Here is a 22339-nt window from a genome sequence, read left to right on the forward strand (position 1 = left end):
TCCATGGCCCCGCCCCGTCGCGGGCGACGCCACGGGCTGGTCCATGGACGAGCGGCTCTACAACCAGGTCTGGGGCATGTTCGAGGACCTGGCCCGCGCCGTCGCCTCGTACCGCAGCGCCATGGACTTCGCCGAGTCCCGGATGGACCAGGAGCTGGACCGCGTCCTGTCCGACCCCCGCAGCCGGATCGGCGGCGCGGGCGACGCGGCGCGGGAAGCTGCCCGCGCCAAGCACGACCAGCTCGCCGCCCAGGCCCGCGAGGTCCTCGACCGCGATCTCGCCCAGCTCGTCGCCGAGTCCGAGGTCGTCGAGCCCGCCCTGCCCGCCGCGTACGCCCGCTGGGACAACCCCGTCTGGCACGCCTACCGGGTCCCCATGGAGATCCCGATGGCGCTGCGCCTCGGCGACGTCCATCTTCCCGAGCGGCCCGAGCTGCGGATCCCCATGCTGGTGCGGCTGCCGCTGGAGCGCGGGCTCTGGGTGGACAGCGGCCGGTCCGGTTCCGAGGCCGCCCTGATGATGGACGAGGCCCAGCTCCGCGGCCTCGCCATGGACACCGCGGTCGCACACGCCGGGCGGCTCCTCGCCGTGTATCCGCCCGGCGAGTTCACGGTGCATGTCATCGATCCGGCCGGTTCCGCGACGCGTTCGCTGGCCCCGCTGACCGCCTCGGGTGTCCTCGCGTCGCCGCCCGCGGCCGGTGCCGCCGGGGTGGCGGCGGTCCTCGGCAAGCTCACCCAGCGGGTGGACCTGGTGCAGATGGCGGTGCGCGGCGGGGCCGCCGAGTCGCTGCCGCCCGGTCTGGACACCGCCGAGCAGCTCCTGATCGTCAATGACTTCCCGCACGGCTTCGACGACCGGGCGGTGACCCAGCTCCGCTATCTCGCCGACGAGGGCCCGGCGGTCGGTGTGCATCTGCTGATGGTCGCGGACCGCCAGGACGCCAGCGCGTACGGGCCGGTGCTGGACCCGCTCTGGCGGTCCCTGCTCCGGATCACCCCGGTGCCCGACGACCATCTGGCCGACCCGTGGGTGGGGCACGCCTGGACGTACGAGCCTCCCGCCGTCCCGCCAGGCAGCCGGGTGCTGTTCCAGGTGCTGGAACAGGTCGCCGCGGCCCGTCGTTCCTGGCGCCGCTGATCAGCACAGTCAACGCCTGTTGACCTTGCTCTTTACCTTTCCTTGGTCTTTCCTGTACTCTCTTTTGGAACGGAGGGGAGTACTCCCATCTCGCGGCGCACCCGTCAATACGGACCGCAATCGGTCCCGGGGCGCCGGCCCGGCGGCGGCTGCGCCGTGCGGGTGGAGGAGACCTCCGGCAGCGACGACGCTGATCAGTAGCCGTACGAAGCCGGAGGCACAGTGGACGTATCCCTGACCCTGTGGGCGCTGACCATCCTTGGTCTGTCCGCCCTGATCGCGGTCGACTTCTTCATCGGGCGCAAACCCCATGACGTGTCGGTCAAGGAAGCCGGTATCTGGACGGCCGTCTGGATCGCCCTCGCCGTGCTGTTCGGCCTCGGCCTGATGTTGTTCGGTACGGGGCAGGCGTCCGGCGAGTTCTTCGCGGGCTTCATCACCGAGAAGTCGCTCAGCGTCGACAACCTCTTCGTCTTCGTCCTGATCATGGCGAAGTTCTCGGTGCCCTCGCATCTCCAGCAGCGGGTGCTGTTGATAGGCGTGCTGATCGCCCTGGTCCTGCGCGCGGTCTTCATCGCCACGGGCGCCGCGATCATCGCCAGCTTCTCGTGGGTCTTCTTCATCTTCGGCGCGTTCCTGATCTACACCGCCTGGAAGCTGATCCAGGAGGCGCGCTCCGGTGAGGAGGAAGAGGAGTTCGAGGAGAACCGCCTGCTGAAGTCCATCGAGAAGCGGTTCGGAGTCGCCGACAAGTACCACGGCACCAAGCTGTTCATCAGGAACAACGGCAAGCGGGTGCTGACCCCGCTGATGGTGGTCATGCTGGCCATCGGCACCACCGATGTGCTGTTCGCGCTGGACTCCATACCCGCGATCTTCGGGCTGACCCAGGACCCGTACATCGTCTTCACCGCCAACGCCTTCGCGCTGATGGGTCTGCGACAGCTCTACTTCCTCATCGGCGGCCTGCTGAAGAAGCTGGTGCACCTCAGCTACGGCCTGTCGGTGATCCTGGGCTTCATCGGTGTGAAGCTGGTGCTGCACGCGCTGCACGAGACCGGGGTGCATGTCCCCGAGATCTCCATACCGGTCTCGCTGGCCGTCATCTGCGGCGTCCTGATCGTCACCACGATCACCAGCCTGATCGCCTCCAGGAAGCAGGCGGAACGCGAGGCACTGACCGCCACCGATGCCACGGACGCCGGTGCGGGCGCGCAGAGCAGCGACAGCACTGACAGCAGCGCCGACCCCGGCAGCACCGACAGCGCGGACAGCACGCTCAGCAGGTGACGCCGATACGCCGCCCGCGTCCGTCCACCCGTACCTGGCCGCCGTAAGGGATCACCAGTTGCGGATTGGTGCCCGCCGCCCGGCCGGGTCTCCGGTTCGGCCGCCAGGGCCGCCGAGCCCGCCGGTCTTCCGGGTCGCCGGATACTCGACGGGCACCAGCCCGAAGTGCCGGCGGGTCACCAGCCGCGGGCGCGCCAGGCCGGGAGGTGAGGGCGTTCGGCGCCGAGAGTGGTGTCGTTTCCGTGGCCCGGGTAGATCCAGGTCTCGTCGGGCAGCGGGCCGAAGATCTTGGCTTCCAGGCCGTCCATCAGGCTGGTGAAGTCCGCCGGCTCCGTGGTCCTGCCGGGGCCGCCGGGGAAGAGGCAGTCGCCCGTGAACACGTGCGGGTGGCCGTGCGGGTCGTCGTAGACCAGCGCGATGGAGCCCGGGGTGTGGCCCACCAGGTGCAGTGCGGTCAGCCCGATCTCCCCGACCCGCACGGTGTCCCCGTCCTCGACGAGCACATCGGTCGGTACGGGGATGCCCTCGGCGTCGTACCGGCCCGCGTACGTACGGGCACCGGTGGCCGTTACGACCTCGGCGAGCGCCTGCCAGTGGTCGCCGTGCCGGTGAGTGGTGACCACGGACGCGATGCCATCGTCGCCGATCAGCGTCAGCAGGGTCGCGGCGTCATTGGCCGCGTCGATCAGAAGCTGCTCACCGGTCGCCCGGCAGCGCAGCAGATAGGCATTGTTTTCCATCGGCCCGACGGCGACCTTGGAGATCATCAGGGCGGTCAGCTCGTGCACATCCGCCGGCCCGCCGACCTTCACCGCTCCGCTGTACGTCATAAGGATCAGCCTATAGCGGGGGCAGTACGGGCAGGGGGCCGCCGGAGAACTCCAGGGAGGCTCCGTCGCGGCGGCCCGCGAGCCAGCCCATCAGGTCCGCGGCGGGACCGGTCACCGGCAGCGGGTCGCCCTCCGCCGCACCCGTGTGCCAGGTGCGGCCGTCGGACGCCTTGAGGGTCAGCGGCGGGACCGAGGGCGTCCCGGAGAAGCGCTGCGCCAGGAAGTCGATCTCGCGGACCACGAACTCCTCGGACAGATCATCCAGCTCGCGGCCGAGACCGAGATCGACATGGTGCAGCTCCACCTCGACCAGCCGCCGGAACGGAATCCGGGCCGCCGCATCCGTCACACCGTTGCGCAGCTCGACGGTCCGGGTCCAGTCGGCGGGCACGGAAGCGGAATGCAGGAAGCGCGCGGCGGTGTTACGTACATCGGCGAGCTGTACACCGAGGGGGCGGGGCGCGTCCCGCTCGATGTCCGCGTCGCGGGTGGCCGCGTCCACGTACATCGGCCGCCCTTCGAGAACATTGACCAAGGCGTCCGCGTTCCGCGCGAGATGGGCCAGCACATGCCCCCGGCTCCAGCCGGGCAGGCGTGACGGCGCGGCGAGGCCCGCGGGGTCCAGCGCGGCGGCGGCGCACAGGAGCCGTTCGGTGGCTTCGGTGACGGATGCCAGGTCCTGCATGTGGTCGATCATGGCGCCGACGATAGCCGTGCCACTCGATCGGGTGAAGCGGATGCGACCCGTCCAAAAATCGAATGCGCGTGCTATAGGCTCAGGAGAGGCATCCTGGCATGTAGGCAATTCCGAGTCCGGCGCTTCCGCGCCGGGTGATCCACCTGTTGGCAACCATCGCTCTGGCGACCCCCATAGTCTGGGAAGGGGGCTCCGCCCCTGCTTCTCATAAGAAAGGTGCGGACCGGCGTGGCCGACCGTCTCATCGTCCGTGGCGCGCGCGAGCACAATCTCAAGAACGTGTCGCTCGACCTCCCCCGTGACTCCCTCATCGTCTTCACCGGGCTCTCCGGGTCGGGCAAGTCCTCCCTCGCGTTCGACACGATCTTCGCCGAGGGCCAGCGGCGGTACGTGGAGTCGCTCTCCTCGTACGCCCGGCAGTTCCTCGGCCAGATGGACAAGCCGGATGTCGACTTCATCGAAGGGCTCTCCCCGGCCGTCTCCATCGACCAGAAGTCGACCTCGCGCAACCCGCGCTCGACGGTCGGCACGATCACCGAGGTCTACGACTACCTCCGGCTGCTCTTCGCCCGGATCGGCAAGCCGCACTGCCCCCAGTGCGGGCGGCCGATCTCCCGCCAGTCGCCGCAGGCCATCGTGGACCGGGTGCTCGAACTGCCCGAGGGCAGCCGTTTCCAGGTCCTGTCCCCGCTGGTGCGCGAGCGCAAGGGCGAGTTCGTCGATCTCTTCGCCGACCTCCAGACCAAGGGGTACAGCCGGGCCAGGGTCGACGGGCAGACCGTCCAGCTCACCGAGCCGCCCACGCTGAAGAAGCAGGAGAAGCACACCATCGAGGTGGTCGTCGACCGTCTCACGGTGAAGGACAGCGCCAAGCGCCGGCTGACCGACTCGGTCGAGACCGCGCTCGGTCTCTCCGGCGGCATGGTCGTGCTCGACTTCGTCGACCTCCCCGAGGACGACCCCGAGCGCGAGCGGATGTACTCGGAGCATCTCTACTGCCCGTACGACGACCTCTCCTTCGAGGAGCTGGAGCCCCGCTCCTTCTCCTTCAACTCGCCCTTCGGCGCCTGCCCCGACTGCACCGGTATCGGTACGCGCATGGAGGTCGACCCGGAGCTGGTCGTCCCGGACGAGGAGCGGTCGCTCGACGAGGGCGCGATCCACCCCTGGTCGCACGGCCACACGAAGGAGTACTTCGGCCGGCTGATCGGCGGCCTCGCCCAGGCCCTCGGCTTCCGTACGGACATCCCCTGGGCCGGACTGCCGCAGCGGGCCAAGAAGGCCCTGCTGTACGGGCACAAGACCCAGGTCGAGGTGCGCTACCGGAACAGGTACGGGCGGGAGCGCGCCTATACGACCCCCGCCTTCGAAGGCGCCGTCTCGTTTGTGAAGCGGCGGCACACCGAGGCCGAGAGCGACTCCAGCAGGGAGCGCTTCGAGGGCTATATGCGCGAGGTGCCCTGCCCGACCTGCGAGGGCACACGGCTCAAGCCGATCGTGCTCGCGGTCACGGTCATGGACAAGTCCATCGCGGAGGTCTCGGCGCTCTCGATCAGCGACTGCGCGGAGTTCCTCGGCCGGCTCACGCTGAACGCCCGCGACAAGAAGATCGCCGAGCGGGTGCTCAAGGAGGTCAACGAACGGCTGAGGTTCCTGGTCGACGTCGGCCTGGACTATCTCTCGCTCAACCGCGCGGCAGGCACCCTCTCCGGCGGCGAGGCGCAGCGCATCCGGCTCGCGACCCAGATCGGCTCGGGGCTGGTCGGGGTGCTCTATGTGCTGGACGAGCCGTCCATCGGACTGCACCAGCGGGACAACCACCGGCTCATCGAGACCCTGGTCCGGCTCCGGGACATGGGCAACACCCTGATCGTCGTGGAGCACGACGAGGACACCATCAAGGTGGCCGACTGGGTGGTCGACATCGGCCCCGGCGCGGGCGAGCACGGCGGCAAGGTGGTGCACTCCGGGCCGCTGAAGGGGCTGCTGGCCAACAAGGAGTCGATGACCGGCCAGTATCTGGCCGGCAAGAGGTCCATCCCGACCCCGGTCATCCGCAGGCCGGTCGATCCGGAGCGCAGGCTGACCGTGCACGGGGCGCGGGAGAACAATCTGCGGGACATCGACGTGTCGTTCCCGCTGGGCGTGTTCACGGCGATCACCGGTGTCTCGGGCTCCGGCAAGTCGACTCTGGTCAACGACATCCTCTACACCCATCTCGCGCGCGAGCTGAACGGCGCGAAGTCGGTGCCGGGCCGGCACACCCGGGTCGCCGGGGACGACCTGGTGGACAAGGTGGTCCATGTCGACCAGTCGCCCATCGGCCGTACGCCCCGGTCCAACCCGGCCACGTACACCGGGGTGTTCGACCATGTCCGCAAGCTCTTCGCGGAGACGATGGAGGCCAAGGTCCGCGGTTATCTGCCCGGACGGTTCTCCTTCAACGTCAAGGGCGGCCGGTGCGAGAACTGCGCGGGTGACGGCACGATCAAGATCGAGATGAACTTCCTGCCGGACGTCTATGTGCCGTGCGAGGTCTGCCACGGGGCGCGGTACAACCGGGAGACTCTGGAGGTGCACTACAAGGGCAAGTCCATCGCCGAGGTGCTGGACATGCCGATCGAGGAGGCCCTCGACTTCTTCGAGGCCGTCCCGACGATCTCGCGTCACCTGCGGACCCTCAACGAGGTCGGCCTCGGTTATGTACGGCTCGGCCAGTCCGCGCCGACGCTCTCGGGCGGCGAGGCCCAGCGTGTGAAGCTGTCCAGCGAACTCCAGAAGCGCTCCACGGGCCGTACGGTCTATGTCCTGGACGAGCCCACGACCGGTCTGCACTTCGAGGACATCAGCAAGCTGATCACCGTTCTGTCGGGTCTGGTCGAGAAGGGCAACACGGTGATCGTCATCGAGCACAACCTCGATGTGATCAAGACCGCGGACTGGGTGATCGACATGGGACCCGAGGGCGGCAACGGCGGCGGTCTGGTGATCGCGGAAGGCACCCCGGAACAGGTGGCGGGCGTCCCGGCCAGCCACACCGGAAAGTTCCTGCGGGAGATCCTGGACCCGGACCGGATCAGCGACGCGGCACCGCTGAAGAAGACCACGGCCCGGAAGACGGCGGCGAAGAAGACAACGGCGAAGAAGACGAGCGCGGCCTCGCGCGGCGCCTGACGCGGCCGTCCCGTCCGGCCCCCACCCGGCTGTGCCGTCCGCGGTCGCGGAATCTCTCCGGGGAACGGTCGTACGGCCGCCCGCCCGCGAGCGACGGCCACCCGCCCGGGGCCGCCCCCGGGCGGGCGCCGAAAGCGGGCGGGTAGTGTCGGGTATGTCTTTGATCCGTCTGACCTGGGGAGACACCATGACCGGCCCGTCCGCGCCTCGTCGTACCGTGCTGAAGGGGGTCGCGCTCGCCGGGGCGGCCGGGGCCGGGCTGGCGGCGTGTTCCACCGAGTCCAAGCTCGGGCATGCCGAGGACCCCACGCCCAGCGAGCCCGTCGGGCTGGGCGCGGCGGACGAGGTGCCGGTCGGCGGGGCCAAGCTCTACCGGGAGCAGCGGCTGGTGGTGAGCCGCCCGGCGCCGGACGAGTACCGGGCGTTCAGCGCGCAGTGCACCCACGCGGGCTGCCTCCTGGAGAAGCTGGAGGGCACGGTCGGTGACTGCCCGTGCCACGGCAGCAAATTCGACGTCACCACGGGCGAGGCGGTTCACGGCCCGGCGACCGTACCCCTGCCGAAGGTCCCGGTCACCATCGAGGGCGGCAAGCTGATCGCCGGCCCCAAGGCCTGAGGCCCGGCAGGACCCGGGCCCCGGCCGGAAACCCAGAACACACGCTGCCGGAACCCCGGACACACACACGACCGGAGCCCCGGGGGCGCGCATGCCTCGAACCCCGGACGCGCACGACTGGAACCCCGAGCACACACGACCGGAACCCTGGCCGCGCATGTCCCGAGTCCCGGGCACACACGACCGGAACCCCGGACGCACACGTCCCGGATCCTGAGCCACACATGGCCCGAAGCCCCCGGACCCCGAGGGCCCCCGCCGTACCCCGGCGCGGCCACACTGTCCGTCCCCGACAGTAGGGTGGACGGCATGGCCGACCCCTCCAGCTACCGCCCCAAGCCGGGACAGATCCCCGACTCGCCGGGGGTCTACAGATTCCGCGACGATCACCGCCGGGTGATCTACGTCGGGAAGGCGAAAAGCCTGCGCCAGCGGATCGCCAACTACTTCCAGGACCTCGCGAGCCTGCATCCGCGCACCCGCACCATGGTCACCACGGCGGCCTCCGTCGAATGGACCGTCGTCTCGACCGAGGTCGAGGCGCTCCAGCTCGAATACTCCTGGATCAAGGAGTTCGACCCCCGCTTCAACGTCAAGTACCGCGACGACAAGAGCTATCCCTCACTCGCCGTCACCCTCAACGAGAAATACCCCCGCGTCCAGGTCATGCGGGGCGCCAAGAAGAAGGGCGTGCGCTACTTCGGACCGTACGGACACGCCTGGGCCATCCGCGAGACCGTCGATCTGATGCTCCGTGTGTTCCCCGTACGGACCTGCTCCGCGGGCGTGTTCAAGAACGCCGAGCGGACCGGCCGCCCCTGTCTGCTCGGCTACATCGGCAAGTGCTCGGCGCCCTGCGTCGGCCGGGTCACCCCCGAGGAGCACCGCGAACTGGCCGAGGAGTTCTGCGACTTCATGGCCGGCCGCACCGGTACGTACATCCGCCGCCTGGAGAAGCAGATGGCCGAGGCGGCCGAGGACATGGAGTACGAGAAGGCCGCCCGGCTGCGGGACGACATAGGCGCGCTGCGCCGCGCGATGGAGAAGAACGCGGTCGTGCTCGCCGACGCCACCGACGCCGATCTGATCGCGGTCGCCGAGGACGAGCTGGAAGCCGCCGTGCAGATCTTCCATGTCCGTGGCGGACGCGTCCGCGGCCAGCGCGGCTGGGTCACCGACAAGGTCGAGGCCGTCGAGACGGCGGGCCTGGTCGAGCACGCGCTCCAGCAGCTCTACGGCGAGGAGAGCGGCGACTCCGTCCCCAAGGAGGTCCTCGTCCCCGCACTGCCGGAGGACACCGGCGCCGTCACCCAGTGGCTGAGCGACCGCCGGGGCTCCCAGGTCTCCCTGCGGATACCGCAGCGCGGCGACAAGAAGGACCTGATGGAGACGGTCGGGCGCAATGCCCAGCAGGCGCTCGTCCTCCACAAGACCAAGCGCGCCAGCGATCTGACCACCCGCTCCCGGGCTCTGGAGGAGATCGCGGAGGCGCTCGGTCTGGACAGCGCGCCGCTGCGTGTCGAGTGCTTCGACATCTCGCACCTCCAGGGCGACGACGTGGTGGCGTCCATGGTCGTCTTCGAGGACGGCCTCGCGCGCAAGAGCGAGTACCGCCGCTTCCAGATCAAGGGCTTCGAGGGGCAGGACGACGTACGGTCGATGCACGAGGTGATCAGCCGCCGCTTCAAGCGGTATCTCGTGGAGAAGACCCGTACGGGGGAGTGGCCCGAAGAGGTACCCGAGGAGTCCGAGCCGTCCGCGGGCGAGGGCCCGGCTCCTGAGGCGAACGGTTCTCCGGGCGGCCGCGAGAACGGCTCGGCGCCCGGCGACGACACCCACGAGATCCCGTCCCGTACCGACGACGACGGCCGCCCCAAGCGCTTCGCCTATCCGCCCCAGCTCGTCGTGGTCGACGGCGGACAGCCCCAGGTCGCGGCGGCCAAGCGAGCCCTCGACGAGCTGGGCATCGACGATGTCGCCGTCTGCGGTCTCGCCAAGCGCCTCGAAGAGGTCTGGCTGCCTGCCGACGACGATCCGGTGGTCCTGCCCCGCTCCAGCGAGGGCCTCTACCTGCTCCAGCGGGTACGGGACGAGGCGCACCGCTTCGCCATCACCTATCAGCGGACCAAGCGCGCCAAGCGCGTCAGGTCCAGCCCGCTGGACGATGTCCCGGGCCTCGGAGAGTCCCGCAAACAGGCGCTCATCAAGCATTTCGGCTCGGTGAAGCGGCTGCGGGGCGCGACAATCGACCAGATCTGCGAAGTACCGGGCCTGGGCCGCAAGACGGCCGAGTCCATCGTCGTGGCCCTCGCGAACGCGGCCCCGGCGGCACCCGCCGTGAACACGGCAACAGGAGAGATCATGGAAGACAACGGGGGCAGCACATGACCGAGCACGACCGGGACGGAGCGGAGCACGTGAGTACGGGCAGCACGAAGGAGACCGGTGACACCGGCGACGCGGCCATTCCCGAGCTGGTGATCATCTCCGGGATGTCCGGCGCGGGCCGCAGCACCGCGGCCAAGTGCCTGGAGGACCTGGGCTGGTTCGTCGTGGACAACCTGCCGCCCGCGCTGATCCCCACCATGGTGGAGCTGGGCGCGCGCTCGCAGGGCAATGTGGCCCGGATCGCGGTCGTCGTGGACGTACGCGGCCGGCGGTTCTTCGACAACCTCCGCGAGTCCCTCGCCGACCTCGACGCCAAGGAGGTCACCCGGCGGATCGTCTTCCTGGAGTCGTCCGACGAGGCGCTGGTCCGCCGCTTCGAGTCCGTACGGCGTCCGCACCCGCTCCAGGGCGACGGCCGGATCGTGGACGGCATCGAGGCCGAGCGCGATCTGCTGCGCGAGCTGCGCGGCGACGCCGATCTGGTGATCGACACCTCCAGCCTCAATGTGCACGAGCTGCGCGCCAAGATGGACGCCCAGTTCGCCGGCGACGAGAAGCCGGAGCTGCGGGCCACCGTGATGTCCTTCGGCTACAAGTACGGACTGCCGGTCGACGCCGACCTGGTGGTGGACTGCCGCTTCCTGCCCAATCCGCACTGGATCCCGGAGCTGCGTCCGTACACCGGACTGAACGAGGAGGTGTCCGCGTATGTCTTCAACCAGCCGGGCGCCAAGGAGTTCCTCGACCGCTACACCGAACTGCTCCAGCTCATCGCCGCCGGATACCGGCGCGAGGGCAAGCGCTATGTGACCGTCGCGGTCGGCTGTACGGGCGGCAAGCACCGCTCCGTCGCCATGTCCGAGAAGGTCGCCGCCCGCCTCGTCTCCGCGGGGATCGAGACCGTCGTCGTCCACCGGGACATGGGGCGCGAGTGACCGCACGCACCTTCCGTACGCGCCGGCCGCGCAGGGGAGCCCCCGCGTTGTCGGCGCGCGGCCGCGGTGCCCAGCCGAAGGTCGTCGCCCTCGGCGGCGGCATGGGCCTGTCCGCCTCCCTGGCGGCGCTGCGTCGCATCACGGGGGATCTCACCGCGGTCGTCACCGTCGCCGACGACGGAGGGTCCAGCGGCCGGCTCAGGGCGGAGCTGGGCGTGCTGCCGCCAGGCGATCTGCGCAAGGCCCTGGCGGCGCTGTGCGGCGACGACGACTGGGGCCAGACCTGGGCCCGGGTGATCCAGCACCGCTTCCAGTCGCAGGGTGAACTCCATGAGCACGCGGTGGGAAATCTGCTGATCGTCGCCCTGTGGGAGCAGCTCGGCGACCATGTGCAGGCGCTCGACCTGGTCGGCAAGCTGCTCGGCGCGCACGGCAGGGTGCTGCCCATGTCCGCCGTACCGCTGGAGTTGCAGGCGCTCGTACGGGGCCATGACCCGGCGTACCCCGACGAGGTGAACACGGTGCGCGGCCAGGCGACGGTCGCGCTCACCCCGGGCGACGTGCAGTCGGTGCATCTCGTGCCGCACGACCCGCCGGCCGTCCCCGAGGCGGTCGCCGCGGTCAGGGACGCCGACTGGGTGGTGCTCGGCCCGGGCTCCTGGTTCTCCTCGGTGATCCCGCATCTGCTGGTGCCCGAGCTGCTCGAAGCGCTCATGGAGACCAAGGCGCGCCGGGTCCTCTCGCTCAACCTCGCACCGCAGCCCGGTGAAACCGATGGCTTCTCACCGCAGCGTCATTTGGAGGTTTTGGGGCGACACGCCCCTAAACTCGCCCTGGACGTGGTGCTGGCCGACCAGGCCGCCGTGCCCGACCGTGAGTCACTCTCCGACGCCGCCAGCCGGTTCGGTGCCGCGGTCGAGCTGGCGCCGGTGGCAGCGCACGACAGTTCCGCGGTCCACGATCCGGAGCTGTTGGCAGCCGCGTACGACCGTATTTTTCGGATGCATGGAAGGATCGGCCCATGGCGATGACGCCAGCGGTGAAGGACGAGATCGCCCGCCTCCCCGTCACCCGGACGTGCTGCAGGAAGGCGGAGGTCTCGGCGATTCTTCGGTTCGCGGGCGGGCTGCACCTGGTGAGCGGCCGCATTGTGATCGAGGCGGAGCTGGACACCAGCATCGCCGCGCGCAGGCTCCGCAAGGACATCCTGGAGATCTTCGGGCACAACTCCGAGCTGGTGGTGATGGCCCCCGGCGGGCTGCGACGCGGCAGCCGTTACGTCGTACGGGTGATCACCGGAGGTGATCAGCTCGCCCGGCAGACCGGTCTGGTCGACGGCCGCGGGCGCCCGATCCGGGGCCTGCCCCCGCAGGTCGTCTCGGGGGCGACCTGTGACGCGGAGGCCGCCTGGCGCGGGGCGTTCCTGGCCCATGGCTCGCTCACCGAGCCGGGTCGCTCCTCCTCACTGGAGGTGACCTGCCCGGGCCCGGAGGCCGCCCTCGCGCTCGTCGGTGCCGCCCGCAGGCTCCAGATCGCCGCGAAGGCCCGCGAGGTGCGCGGGGTGGACCGGGTGGTCGTACGGGACGGGGACGCGATCGGCGCGCTGCTGACGCGGCTCGGGGCGCATGAGTCGGTGCTCGCCTGGGAGGAGCGCCGGATGCGCCGCGAGGTCAGGGCCACGGCCAATCGCCTCGCCAACTTCGACGACGCGAATCTGCGCCGCTCCGCGCGCGCCGCGGTCGCCGCGGGTGCCCGGGTGCAGCGTGCGCTGGAGATCCTCGGCGAGGAGGTCCCGGAGCATCTCGCCGCCGCGGGCCGGCTGCGGATGGAACACAAGCAGGCCTCGCTGGAGGAGCTGGGCGCGCTCGCCGACCCGCCGCTGACCAAGGACGCGGTCGCGGGCCGGATCCGGCGGCTGCTGGCCATGGCCGACAAACGGGCGCAGGACCTCGGGATTCCGGGTACGGAGTCCAATCTGAGCGAGGAGCTGGCCGACGGTCTCGTCGGCTGACCCTGGCCCGCCCTCAGCGGCCTCTTGTGGTCAACTGCCCGCCGCCGGCACCGAGTCAGGTGCCGGCGGCGGCATTTCATGGCATCCACACACACCCTTGACATGATCATGAAGCCTGGTCAGCCTGACGTCAGTTCTCGGACGTGCAGACGACAACAAGAGGGGCACATGAGACGTAGAGCGAGATCGATACTCGCCGCAGGCGCGCTGCTGCTCGCCGGTGTGACGGCGGCGCCCGCCGCCCAGGCGCGGCCCGGATCCGGGCCCGCCGCCGGCGCGGACGCGGTGAAGGTCTTCGAGGCCGAGGTCACCCAGGAGCAGATACCCCTGCTCCTCGCGGCCGGCCAGGACGCCCATGAGTTCACCGAGCGGGCGCCCGAGCAGGGGACGGCGAAGGTCGAGCTGTTCCTCACCGACGCCCAGGCGCGCGGCCTGGAGAAGCAGGGCGTCGAGGTGACCGAGCGTACGGTTCCCGAGCGGGCCAGGGCCCGGGTGAGCGCGGCCGGCGACGGGGTGTTCCGTCCGTACAGCGGCGCCGGCGGCATCAAGGCGGAGATCGCCGAGACCGGGCAGGCCAACCCCGGTATCACCAAGGTCGTCTCCATCGGCAGGACCGTCCAGGGCCAGGACATCCTCGCCCTCAAGCTCACCAAGGGCGCGCGCACCACCAAGGACGGCAGCAAGCCGTCCGTGCTCTACATGTCCAACCAGCACGCCCGGGAGTGGATCACTCCCGAGATGACACGCCGTCTGATGCACCACTACATCGACAACTACGGCAAGGACCCGAGGATCACCAGGATCGTCGACTCCACCGAGCTGTGGTTCGTCATCTCCGCCAACCCCGACGGCTACGACTACACCCACAGCTCGGACAGCGCCCGCCTCTGGCGCAAGAACCTGCGTGACGTCAACGGCGACGGCGTCATCACCTCCGGCGACGGTGTCGACCTCAACCGGAACTTCTCCTACAAGTGGGGCTACGACAACGAGGGTTCGTCCCCGGACCCCGCCAACGAGACCTACCGCGGCGCGGGGCCCAACTCCGAGCCCGAGACGCAGGCGATCGACCGGTTCGAGAAGCGGATCGACTTCGACTACGGCATCAACTACCACTCCGCCGCCGAACTGCTCCTCTACGGCGTGGGCTGGCAGGTCGCCACCCCGACCCCCGACGACGTCCTCTACAAAGCGCTCGCGGGCACGCCCGAGAACTCCGCGATCCCCGGCTACTACCCGCAGGTCTCCTCCGAGCTGTACACCACCAACGGTGAGGCCGACGGGCACGCGGCGAACGTCAACGGAACGATGATGTTCACCCCGGAGATGACCACCTGCCAGACCGCGTCGGACAGCGATCCCAATGACGCGTGGGTGGCCAGGGACTGCCGCTCCGGATTCAACTTCCCCGACGACGAGAAGCTGATCCAGGCCGAGTTCGCCAAGAACATCCCCTTCGCGCTCTCCGTCGCCGAGACCGCCTCGCACCCCGACCAGCCGTCCTCCTCGGTCGGTCTGACCGCCCCCGACTTCACCCTCGACCCGTTCACCACCTCGTACGCGCGCGGCGCCGACCAGGAGGTCTCCGTCACCGCACGCTCCTCGGTGCGCGACAAGGAGCTGAACTACCGGATCAACGGCGGCCGTACGCAGGACGAGAACCTCAAGGCCTGGAAGGGCGGCGAGACCTACGGCGGCGAGGACAACCTCCACTTCGACCAGTACCGCGCCGAGGTCGAGGACGCGGAGCCCGGCGACACCGTCGAGGTCTGGTTCACCGGACGGACCAAGAGCGGGAAGTCCGTCTCCAGCGAGCACTTCACGTACACCGTGGCCGAACGCCCCCGCGCCGACACGCTCGTGATCGCCGAGGAAGGCGCGCCCGCGCAGCAGACCCGCGCCTACACGGACGCCCTGCGAGCCAACGGGCGTACGGCAGTGGTCTGGGACGTCGCCGCCCAGGGCGCACCGCACGCGCTGGGGGTGCTCAGCCACTTCTCCACGGTGGTCCACTACACCGGCGCCGTGGCCCCCGGCGGACCCACGCAGCTCGCCATCCGCGACTTCCTGAACGAGGGCGGAAAGCTCGTCGAGGCCGGTGAGCTGGCCGGCGGCAACGCCACGGTCGGACGCGCCGCGACCAACGACTTCAGCCAGTACTACCTGGGCGCGTACGGGCGTACGTCCCTCTCCGGCGCGACCGGGTTCAGCGGCTCCGGAGCGCTCTCCGGAGCCACCGGCGCACTCGGGGCGGCCCCCGGCAACCCGCTGAACGCGGCGGGCGGCTACACGGTCACCTCCGACACCCTCGGCCCGGAGACCTTCCCGCAGTTCCGCAGCGCGCCCGGCGGGTCGTACACCGGGATCGCCAACCCGTACGCCCCGTACGAGGGCCAGTGGATGGCCGCGGCCACGCACCAGGACAACGCCTGGCGCCGGCTCACCCGTACCGTCGACCTGACCGGCGTCAGCGCGGCCGACAAGCCGGCGCTGCGCCTCGCGCTCAACTGGAACACCGAGCCGGGGTACGACCACGCCGTCCTGGAGGCCCACACCGCGGGGGCCGACGACTGGACGACCCTGCCCGAGGCCGGCGGCGCGACCAGCGCCGCCGTCCCCGCCGAGTGCGAGGCCGGGTTCTTCCTCGAAGGCCACCCGTTCCTCGGCCGCTATCTGACCCTCGGCAACGAGGGCTGCACCGCGACCGGCACCAGCGGCGCGTGGAACAGCCTCACCGGCACCTCCAACGGCTGGAAGCAGGTCTCCTTCGACCTGAGCGCCTACGCGGGCACCAAGGCCGAGCTGTCGCTGAGCTACATCACCGACCCCGGCAGCGGCGGGCGCGGACTCCTCGCGGACAACGCGCGGCTCGTCGTGGGCGGCGCGGAGCAGGCTCCCGAGGGCTTCGAGACCTCGCTGGGGGCCTGGGCCGTGACGGGCGCGCCGGAGGGCAGCCCGACGGTGCCGGGCGACTGGGCGCGTACCCAGGAGCTCTTCAAGTCTTACGCCTCGGTCACCACGCGTGACACCGTGCTGCTCGGGTTCGGTCTGGAGCACATCCAGGACCCGGCGGAGCGCGCGGCGGTGCTCGGCAAGGCGCTGCGGGCCCTGCGCCACTGACCCGTACACGTGTCCGTACAGCGGCCCGTACCCGTACCGACGGGTACGGGCCGCTGCCCGTTCGCAGTGCCTCTCGATGTCACCACGCGGTCCGCGGAGAGGTAGGGTCATAAGCGGTCGGGGACATCCCATACAACTCGCCGGCGTCGAAACCCGGCGTACCTAACGAGGAGATCGGTTCGTGACGATCCGCGTAGGCATCAACGGCTTTGGCCGCATCGGTCGTAACTACTTCCGCGCGCTGCTGGAGCAGGGTGCAGACATCGAGATCGTGGCTGTCAACGACCTGGGTGACACTGCGACCACGGCGCACCTTCTGAAGTACGACACCATCCTGGGACGCCTCAAGGCCGAGGTGACCCACACCGCCGACACGATCACCGTCGACGGCCACACGATCAAGGTGCTCTCCGAGCGCAACCCGGCCGACATCCCCTGGGGCGAGCTGGGCGTCGACATCGTCATCGAGTCGACCGGCATCTTCACCAAGAAGGCGGACGCCGAGAAGCACATCGCCGGTGGCGCCAAGAAGGTCCTCATCTCGGCCCCGGCCAAGGACGAGGACATCACCATCGTGATGGGCGTCAACCAGGACAAGTACGACGCGGCCAGCCACCACGTCATCTCCAACGCCTCCTGCACCACCAACTGTGTGGCGCCGATGGCCAAGGTTCTCCTGGAGAACTTCGGCATCGTCAAGGGCATGATGACCACGGTCCACGCGTACACCAACGACCAGCGCATCCTGGACTTCCCGCACAAGGACCTGCGCCGCGCCCGCGCCGCCGCGGAGAACATCATCCCGACCACCACCGGTGCCGCCAAGGCCACCGCGCTGGTGATCCCGGAGCTGGCGGGCAAGCTCGACGGCATCGCCATGCGCGTCCCGGTCCCCACCGGATCCGTCACCGACCTGGTCATCGAGCTGGAGCGCGAGGTGACCAAGGACGAGGTCAACACCGCGTTCCAGAAGGCCGCCGAGGGCCAGCTCAAGGGCATCCTCGACTACACCGAGGACCAGATCGTCTCCTCGGACATCGTCAACTGGCCGGCCTCCTGCACCTTCGACTCCTCCCTGACCATGGTCCAGGGCAAGAACGTCAAGGTCATCGGCTGGTACGACAACGAGTGGGGCTACTCCAACCGGCTGGTCGACCTGACCGTCTTCGTCGGCGGCCAGCTCTGATCCAGGGCCGCTGAGCTCGGGTCCGGCAGGTATCTCGATATGAGCGACAGGGCTCGGCCGGCGCACATGGCGCCGTTCGAGCCCTGTCGGCCTGTCCGGACGTCCCAAGGACAGTCCCCAGGTCAGACATCCCAAGGAGTCCAGCAGAGATGAAGACGATCGACGAACTTCTCGCCGAAGGGGTCGGCGGCAAGCGCGTATTCGTCCGCGCCGACCTCAATGTGCCGCTCGACGGCACCACCATCACCGACGACGGCCGGATCCGGGCCGTCCTGCCGACGGTCGCCCGGCTCGCCGAGGCCGGCGCCCGGGTGATCGTCGCCTCCCATCTGGGCCGCCCCAAGGGCGCCCCGGACCCCGCCTTCTCCCTGGCGCCCGCCGCCGCGCGCCTCGGTGAACTCCTCGGCGGCCCGACCGGCGAGGTGGCGTTCGCGACCGACACGGTCGGCGAGTCCGCCAGGGCCGTGGTCGAGGGCCTCGCCGACGGGCGGGTCGCCGTCATCGAGAACCTCCGCTTCAACCCGGGCGAGACCTCGAAGGACGACGCCGAGCGCGGCGCCTTCGCGGACCAGCTCGCCGAGCTGGCCGATCTCTATGTGGGCGACGGCTTCGGCGCCGTACACCGCAAGCACGCCTCGGTCTTCGACCTGCCGGCCCGGCTGCCGCACGCCGCGGGCGGACTGATCGCCACCGAGGTCGCCGTACTGAAGAAGCTCACGGACGAGGTCCGGCGGCCGTACGCGGTGGTCCTCGGCGGCGCCAAGGTCTCCGACAAGCTCGGGGTCATCGACCACCTCCTGGAGAAGGCCGACCGCATCCTGATCGGCGGCGGCATGCTCTTCACCTTCCTCAAGGCGCAGGGCCACGAGATCGGCTCCTCGCTGGTCCAGGAGGACCAGATCCCGGCCGTCCAGGAGTATCTGAAACGGGCCGAGGCGCGCGGGGTGGAGTTCGTGCTCCCCGTGGACGTCCTGGTCGCCGACGAGTTCCCGGACCTGAAGACCAAGGCGCCCGCCCACCCCGAGACGGTGGCCGCGGACGCCATCCCGGCCGGGAAGATGGGCCTGGACATCGGCCCGGAGACCGGCCGGCTCTACGCCTCGAAGCTCCTCGACGCCGAGACCGTCTTCTGGAACGGCCCCATGGGCGTCTTCGAGCACCCCGACTACGCCGAGGGCACCCGGGCCGTCGCCCAGGCGCTCGTCGACTCCCCGGGCTTCTCCGTGGTCGGCGGCGGCGACTCCGCCGCGGCCGTCCGCATCCTGGGCTTCGACGAGAACGCATTCGGCCATATTTCGACCGGCGGCGGCGCGAGCCTCGAATACCTCGAAGGCAAGACGCTTCCCGGCCTCGCCGCACTGGAGGACTGACCCCCGTATGAGCACCCGTACCCCGTTGATGGCGGGCAACTGGAAGATGAACCTCAACCACCTTGAGGCCATCGCCCATGTCCAGAAGCTCGCCTTCGCCCTGACCGACAAGGACTACGACGCCGTCGAGGTCGCCGTACTGGCGCCCTTCACCGATCTGCGGTCCGTGCAGACCCTGATCGACGGCGACGAGCTCAAGATCAAGTACGGCGCCCAGGACATCTCGGCGCACGACTCCGGCGCGTACACCGGTGAGATCTCGGGCCCGATGCTGGCCAAGCTGAAGTGCACGTATGTGGCCGTGGGTCACTCCGAGCGGCGGCAGTACCACGCCGAGACGGACGAGATCTGCAACGCCAAGGTGAAGGCCGCGTTCAAGCACGGGCTCACCCCGATCCTCTGTGTCGGCGAGGGCCTGGACATCCGCAAGGCCGGTGACCAGGTCTCCTACACGCTGAGCCAGCTCGACGGCGGCCTCAAGGACATCCCGGCCGAGCAGGCCGGGTCCGTGGTGATCGCGTACGAGCCGGTGTGGGCCATCGGTACCGGCGAGGTCGCCACCCCCGAGGACGCCCAGGAGGTCTGCGGGGCGATCCGCGGGCGGCTGGCCGAGCTGTACTCGCAGGAGCTGGCCGACCAGGTCCGTATCCAGTACGGCGGCTCGGTGAAGTCCGGGAACGTGGCCGCGATCATGGCGCAGCCGGATGTGGACGGCGCCCTGGTGGGCGGCGCGGCGCTGGACGCCGACGCGTTCGTCAAGATCGTCAGGTTCCGGGACCAGTAGGTCCGGGGTCCGCGAGCACCACGAGTATCAGGTCCGGCGACCGGCAAGTATGCGGTAGCACGGATCCGTCGTACCCTTGCGGGGGCCGGACCCGGACGGTGGAACATCGCCCGGCGGCCCCCGCAGTCCGTCTCAGATCCGTCGGTCCTGACCGTCAGTGCCGTCGGATCTGTCCGTCCGAGGAAGTTGGTCCAGCCGTGGTTATGGGGTTCTCGATCGCCCTCATCGTCTTCAGCCTGCTGATGATGCTGCTCGTGCTGATGCACAAGGGGAAGGGCGGCGGCCTCTCCGACATGTTCGGTGGCGGAATGCAGTCGTCCGTCGGTGGCTCCTCGGTCGCCGAGCGTAACCTCGACCGCATCACCGTGGTTGTCGGTCTGCTGTGGTTCGCGTGCATTGTCGTGCTCGGCCTCCTGCTGAAGCTGGACAGCTGAGTACACGTGCGGTAAGGCGCCGTCGGCGCGCGGCCTATCATGGGGGTCCGCGCCGGGCGGCAGGGGGGTAACTCCCTTCACTGGACGCGCGTTGGGCCTTACGTAGACTGGGGCGCCCGGCAGCGGAGCTGCCTATCGATGCTTTGCGGCACCATCACGCAGGGAGTTACGACCGTGGCAAGTGGCAACGCGATCCGGGGAAGCCGGGTCGGAGCGGGGCCGATGGGTGAGGCCGAGCGTGGCGAGTCCGCGCCCCGCCTGCGCATCTCCTTCTGGTGCTCCAACGGGCACGAGACGCAGCCCAGCTTCGCCAGTGACGCACAGGTTCCGGAGACGTGGGACTGCCCGCGCTGCGGATTCCCGGCCGGTCAGGACCGGGACAATCCACCGGACCCGCCGCGCACCGAGCCGTACAAGACACACCTCGCCTATGTACGGGAGCGGCGCAGCGACGCGGACGGCGAGGCGATCCTCGCCGAGGCGCTCGCCAAACTGCGCGGCGAGATCTGAACCACCTAGATCTGAACCACTGAGATCTGATCCTTACCGAGATCTGATCCACTTCATCCGGCCGGACACATGACAGGTGTTCCGGCCGGATCGCTTCTGCCCGTATTGTCCTGCCTTCGTTACGACTCCGATCACATAGGTTGGACAGGCAGCAGGGCACGCACGCAGGCACGAGAAGAAGTGGACCGATGTCCGAGATGAACGCAGAAGGCCGTACCAGGCTCAACCGGACGCCCGAGTGGGACGCGCTCGGCAAGCACCGCGAACAACTGGGGCAGACGAATCTGCGGGAGCTGTTCGCCGCCGACCCGGCACGCGGCACCGGCTACACCCTGACCGTGGGCGACCTCCACATCGACTACTCCAAGCATCTGGTCACCGACGAGACCCTGACGCTGCTCCGCGAGCTGGCCGCGGCGACCGGGGTGGCGGAGCTGCGGGACGCGATGTTCCGCGGCGAGAAGATCAACACCACCGAGGACCGCGCGGTACTGCACACCGCGCTGCGCGCCCCGCGCGACGCCGTCGTCGAGGTGGACGGCGAGAACGTGGTGCCGGGGGTGCACGCCGTACTCGACCGGATGAGCGCGTTCGCCGACCGGATCAGGTCCGGTGAGTGGACCGGGCACACCGGCCGCCGGATCAAGAACGTGATCAATGTCGGTATCGGCGGCTCCGACCTCGGTCCCGCGATGGCCTACGAGGTGCTGCGCTCCTTCACCGACCGCGATCTGACGGTCCGTTTCGTCTCCAACGTGGACGGCGCCGATCTGCATGAGGCGGTACGGGGCCTGGACCCGGCCGAGACGCTGTTCATCATCGCGTCCAAGACCTTCACCACCATCGAGACCATCACCAACGCCACCTCCGCCCGCGACTGGCTGCTCACCGGTCTCGGCGCCGGGCCGGAAGCCGTCGCCAAGCACTTCGTGGCGCTGTCCACCAATGCCGGCAAGGTCGCCGAGTTCGGTATCGACACGGCCAACATGTTCGAGTTCTGGGACTGGGTCGGCGGCCGCTACTCGTACGACTCGGCCATCGGCCTCTCGCTGATGATCGCGATCGGCCCGGCCAGGTTCCGGGAGATGCTCGACGGATTCCACCTCGTCGACGAGCACTTCCGTACCGCGCCGCCGGAGGCCAACGGGCCTCTGCTGATGGGGCTGCTGGGTGTCTGGTACGGCTCGTTCTTCGACGCCCAGTCGCACGCCGTCCTGCCGTACAGCCACTATCTGTCGAAGTTCACCGCCTATCTCCAGCAGCTCGACATGGAGTCCAACGGCAAGTCCGTGGACCGCGAGGGGCGGCCCGTCGACTGGCAGACGGGGCCGGTGGTCTGGGGCACGCCGGGCACCAACGGGCAGCACGCGTACTACCAGTTGATCCACCAGGGCACCAAGGTCATCCCCGCCGACTTCATCGGCTTCGCCCGCCCGGTCGCCGATCTGCTGCCCGGTCTGGTCGCGCAGCACGATCTGCTGATGGCCAACTTCTTCGCGCAGACCCAGGCGCTGGCGTTCGGCAAGACGCCCGAGGAGGTACGGGCCGAGGGCGTGCCCGAGGAGCTGGTGCCGCACAAGACCTTCCGCGGCAACCACCCGACGACCACGATCCTCGCCGGGGAGCTGACCCCGTCCGTACTGGGCCAGCTCGTCGCGCTGTACGAGCACAAGGTGTTCGTCCAGGGAGCGATCTGGAACATCGACTCCTTCGACCAGTGGGGCGTCGAGCTGGGCAAGGTCCTGGCCAAGCGCATCGAGCCCGTACTGACCGGGGAGGCGGCCGGGGACGGTCTGGACGCTTCCACGGCGGCGCTGGTCGGCACGTACCGCACGCTGCGCGGTCGCTGAGCC

At 69.5% G+C, this 22339-nt stretch carries 16 protein-coding genes and 1 pseudogene; 15 read left to right on the plus strand and 2 right to left on the minus strand.

Annotated features, from left to right (window positions below; translation table 11 throughout):
* Positions 1 to 1141 (plus strand): annotated as a pseudogene (locus WH07_RS04550) (TerD family protein); the annotation flags it as partial.
* Positions 1142 to 1363: 222 nt separating this feature from the next.
* A complete protein-coding gene (locus WH07_RS04555; RefSeq protein ID WP_046495579.1) occupies positions 1364 to 2431 on the plus strand; it encodes a TerC family protein in 1068 nt (355 codons plus the stop codon).
* 176 nt (positions 2432 to 2607) lie between these two features.
* On the opposite strand, the gene WH07_RS04560 is transcribed toward WH07_RS04555, so the two are convergent.
* Together WH07_RS04560 and WH07_RS04565 are read right to left on the minus strand one after the other, a co-directional pair.
* Entirely contained in the window at positions 2608 to 3261 is a 654-nt protein-coding gene (locus WH07_RS04560; RefSeq protein WP_046495581.1) for an MBL fold metallo-hydrolase, read from the minus strand.
* Positions 3262 to 3271: 10 nt separating this feature from the next.
* A complete protein-coding gene (locus WH07_RS04565; protein WP_046495583.1) occupies positions 3272 to 3958 on the minus strand; it encodes a maleylpyruvate isomerase family mycothiol-dependent enzyme in 687 nt (228 codons plus the stop codon).
* Between the two features lie 228 nt (positions 3959 to 4186).
* Between WH07_RS04565 and uvrA the strand changes: the two genes are divergently transcribed.
* The 13 genes from uvrA (at position 4187) to pgi (ending at position 22336) form a co-directional block, all read left to right on the plus strand.
* On the plus strand, positions 4187 to 7132 hold the full coding sequence (uvrA, locus tag WH07_RS04570) for an excinuclease ABC subunit UvrA (RefSeq protein ID WP_046495586.1): 2946 nt from the start codon (positions 4187 to 4189) through the stop codon (positions 7130 to 7132).
* Between the two features lie 187 nt (positions 7133 to 7319).
* The gene (locus WH07_RS04575; protein WP_046495589.1) at positions 7320 to 7748 is read left to right on the plus strand and encodes a Rieske (2Fe-2S) protein; all 429 of its coding nucleotides are present in this window, start codon (positions 7320 to 7322) and stop codon (positions 7746 to 7748) included.
* Between the two features lie 309 nt (positions 7749 to 8057).
* On the plus strand, positions 8058 to 10136 hold the full coding sequence (uvrC, locus tag WH07_RS04580; protein ID WP_046495593.1) for an excinuclease ABC subunit UvrC: 2079 nt from the start codon (positions 8058 to 8060) through the stop codon (positions 10134 to 10136).
* Positions 10133 to 11071, plus strand: coding sequence for an RNase adapter RapZ (gene rapZ, locus WH07_RS04585; protein WP_046495596.1), 939 nt, complete (start codon positions 10133 to 10135; stop codon positions 11069 to 11071). Before uvrC ends, rapZ begins: the two co-directional genes overlap by 4 nt.
* Positions 11068 to 12102: a gluconeogenesis factor YvcK family protein gene (locus tag WH07_RS04590; protein WP_046495599.1), complete on the plus strand. Its 1035-nt coding sequence runs from the start codon at positions 11068 to 11070 to the stop codon at positions 12100 to 12102. Before rapZ ends, WH07_RS04590 begins: the two co-directional genes overlap by 4 nt.
* Positions 12093 to 13082 (plus strand): DNA-binding protein WhiA, encoded by a 990-nt coding sequence (gene whiA / locus WH07_RS04595; RefSeq protein ID WP_046495602.1) that lies wholly within the window; start codon positions 12093 to 12095, stop codon positions 13080 to 13082. Before WH07_RS04590 ends, whiA begins: the two co-directional genes overlap by 10 nt.
* Positions 13083 to 13250: 168 nt before the next feature.
* Complete coding sequence (locus tag WH07_RS04600) at positions 13251 to 16202, plus strand: M14 family metallopeptidase (protein WP_046495605.1); 2952 nt, start codon at positions 13251 to 13253, stop codon at positions 16200 to 16202.
* 181 nt (positions 16203 to 16383) lie between these two features.
* Positions 16384 to 17388 (plus strand): type I glyceraldehyde-3-phosphate dehydrogenase, encoded by a 1005-nt coding sequence (gene gap / locus WH07_RS04605; protein WP_046495607.1) that lies wholly within the window; start codon positions 16384 to 16386, stop codon positions 17386 to 17388.
* A 149-nt stretch (positions 17389 to 17537) separates the two neighbouring features.
* The gene (locus tag WH07_RS04610; protein ID WP_046495610.1) at positions 17538 to 18758 is read left to right on the plus strand and encodes a phosphoglycerate kinase; all 1221 of its coding nucleotides are present in this window, start codon (positions 17538 to 17540) and stop codon (positions 18756 to 18758) included.
* Positions 18759 to 18765: 7 nt separating this feature from the next.
* Positions 18766 to 19542: a triose-phosphate isomerase gene (gene tpiA / locus WH07_RS04615; protein ID WP_046495613.1), complete on the plus strand. Its 777-nt coding sequence runs from the start codon at positions 18766 to 18768 to the stop codon at positions 19540 to 19542.
* 203 nt (positions 19543 to 19745) lie between these two features.
* Entirely contained in the window at positions 19746 to 19976 is a 231-nt protein-coding gene (gene secG, locus WH07_RS04620) for a preprotein translocase subunit SecG (protein ID WP_046495616.1), read from the plus strand.
* Positions 19977 to 20150: 174 nt separating this feature from the next.
* Positions 20151 to 20486 carry an RNA polymerase-binding protein RbpA gene (locus tag WH07_RS04625; RefSeq protein ID WP_003976875.1) on the plus strand — a complete coding sequence of 112 codons (336 nt, stop codon included), beginning with the start codon at positions 20151 to 20153 and terminating at the stop codon, positions 20484 to 20486.
* Positions 20487 to 20683: 197 nt separating this feature from the next.
* On the plus strand, positions 20684 to 22336 hold the full coding sequence (pgi, locus tag WH07_RS04630; RefSeq protein ID WP_046495718.1) for a glucose-6-phosphate isomerase: 1653 nt from the start codon (positions 20684 to 20686) through the stop codon (positions 22334 to 22336).
* Positions 22337 to 22339 lie beyond the last annotated feature (3 nt).

The sequence above is a fragment of the Streptomyces odonnellii genome (genome assembly GCF_000981895.1).
GTDB classification, from domain to species: Bacteria; Actinomycetota; Actinomycetes; order Streptomycetales; family Streptomycetaceae; genus Streptomyces; species Streptomyces odonnellii.